This window comes from Micromonospora sp. NPDC006766 (genome assembly GCF_040636055.1).
Taxonomy (GTDB): Bacteria; Actinomycetota; Actinomycetes; order Mycobacteriales; family Micromonosporaceae; genus Micromonospora.
Genome location: NZ_JBEYIX010000129.1, coordinates 1 through 1,859 on the forward strand (window position 1 = coordinate 1; position 1,859 = coordinate 1,859).

The following is a 1,859-nucleotide window of genomic DNA, read 5'->3' on the forward strand; positions in this document are numbered from 1 at the left end:
GGACCATCCTGGAGCCTGCCTCCCCGGCGAGGGGCCGCGGTCCAGCGGCGGCACGCTGGCCCGGCTGGAGGCCATCGGCCCGCAGGGCCGATAGCTGGACCTGGTCCGTGGGAGAGTGCCCGGCGGACCGTGGGACCCGGTGATGCCGGCGGCATCACCCCGCTACCGGCCGGCGCCGGCGGGCCTGCGGCCGGCCGGCCCGCCCTGGGTGGTGCAGGGCGGGCCGGCTCGCTGGGAAGGCCCGGTCAGGCGGCCGAGCGGATCGCCTGCTCCAATTCGGCCTCACTCATCAGTGGCAGCAGGTAGCGCACCTGGTCCTCGAAGCCGCCGTTGTTGACCTGGCTTGCCGGGAGGCTGTGCATGTCGTGCACGAGGCTGTCCAGGGCGTCGTCGGCGATGTCCAGGTCTTCGGCGAGCTGAACGAGCCGCTGTGCCGTGGCCTCGTCTGGCCCGGGCTGCGCGCTGGCCGCCGGGCTGTCCGGGTGGTCGCCACCAGCGCTGGGGGAGGTCGTCACCATCCGGATCGTTTTCATCAGGTTGGCCACGTCGTCCGGGTCGATCACGCTGGTCTCACGGCGCAGCACCATTTCCAGCCGGTCCAGGCTGATGTAGCCGCTGTGTATGCGGTCCCGCTCCCCGTCGTCGTTGTGGCGGGGGTCGAGTGTCGCCGCCACGTTGGCAAGCGTTCCCCGGTCGCCGGGGAACAGCCGCACCTTCGTCTGCTCGCCTGCGAGCAGCACGTCGTTGAGCACCCGTACGGTGATGTCACGCTCCAGCGGGGACAGCAGCCGCCGCTGCGGGAACTGCGACCCGTCGGACGCCGGATGCCCACCGACCGTGTGCAGGTCGTCGATCTCCTCTTGGACTTCCAGCTCCAGAAGCACGTCGCCGCCGGTTTGGAAATCCCCGTCTTCGGCCTTGCCGTTGTCGGTGAACGTGCCCGTCTCCAGCCCGGTTTCGACCAGGTAGCCGTCGCCGTTGGTGTCCTCGGCCATCACGATCAGACGCTCGATCGCCGTTCTCGTGGTCTCGGCGAGCTGCGGGATGATGTGCCCGCCCCATGCCTCGATCTCGTCGGCCGATCGGCCGAACGGCGTGACGGACAGTTCGATTCTCTGGCGGTCGTACCAGAGCACGTCGTCGTCGGCGTCGTACACGACCAGCAGGTTCGCGTAGGTGCCGGCGTCGCCGGCCATCTCTCCGCGCTCGAACACCGCCCGGTGTGCCTTCTCGCCGAACGCCTCGCGGATCAGCTGCGCCGCCGCGCCGGCGCTCATCGTGGCGTACTGGTAGGAAGCGGCCTCGGCCATCCGGTCGGCGGCTTCCCGCATGTCGCTTTCCAGCGTGCCCCTGTCGGGCCACACCCGCTTGTGGGGGTCCTCGACCTCCGCGACCGGGCTCGGCCGAAGCCCGTGCTCCCGCAGTTCTTCGGGGGTCATCGTGTCGGCCGTCGCGGGCTCGCCTTCTCTGGCGGCCGACGCGGCGTCCGGACGGCGCTGGCCCGTGTTCTCCGGGCTGGCGTTCAACTGGTGGGTGTTGCCCTGCTCCGGATCGCCTCCGATGGCAACCATGCTGCTCACTCCTTCTTGCGCTGGCGGCTGCATCGGTCCGATGTGGGCCGCCACTTGGTTTGGGTGGTTGTAGGGCTTGGGCGTCGCTTCCCTCGCCTTACACTTAAAATTCTAGCACACTTCCGCCGGATAGAGGCCCTGAACAGGGCTTGAGCTGGGATTTTCTCGTGGGCATGCGAGTTGCGAGAGAGCGATCCCGGCGGCCTGGTCGTGACCGACCACGGTCGGGGTCGGGGGTGCAACCGGGGTTGGGTTGCGGCCCCGGCCCCGACCGTGGTTGCCCTTGTG

Annotated in this window: 1 protein-coding gene; it reads right to left on the reverse strand. The window is 69.7% G+C overall.

Annotated elements, in window-relative coordinates; all coding sequences use genetic code 11:
* Positions 1–245: 245 nt before the first annotated feature.
* Entirely contained in the window at positions 246–1,571 is a 1,326-nt protein-coding gene (locus tag ABZ671_RS32665; RefSeq protein ID WP_357865411.1) for a hypothetical protein, read from the reverse strand.
* Positions 1,572–1,859: the final 288 nt, after the last annotated feature.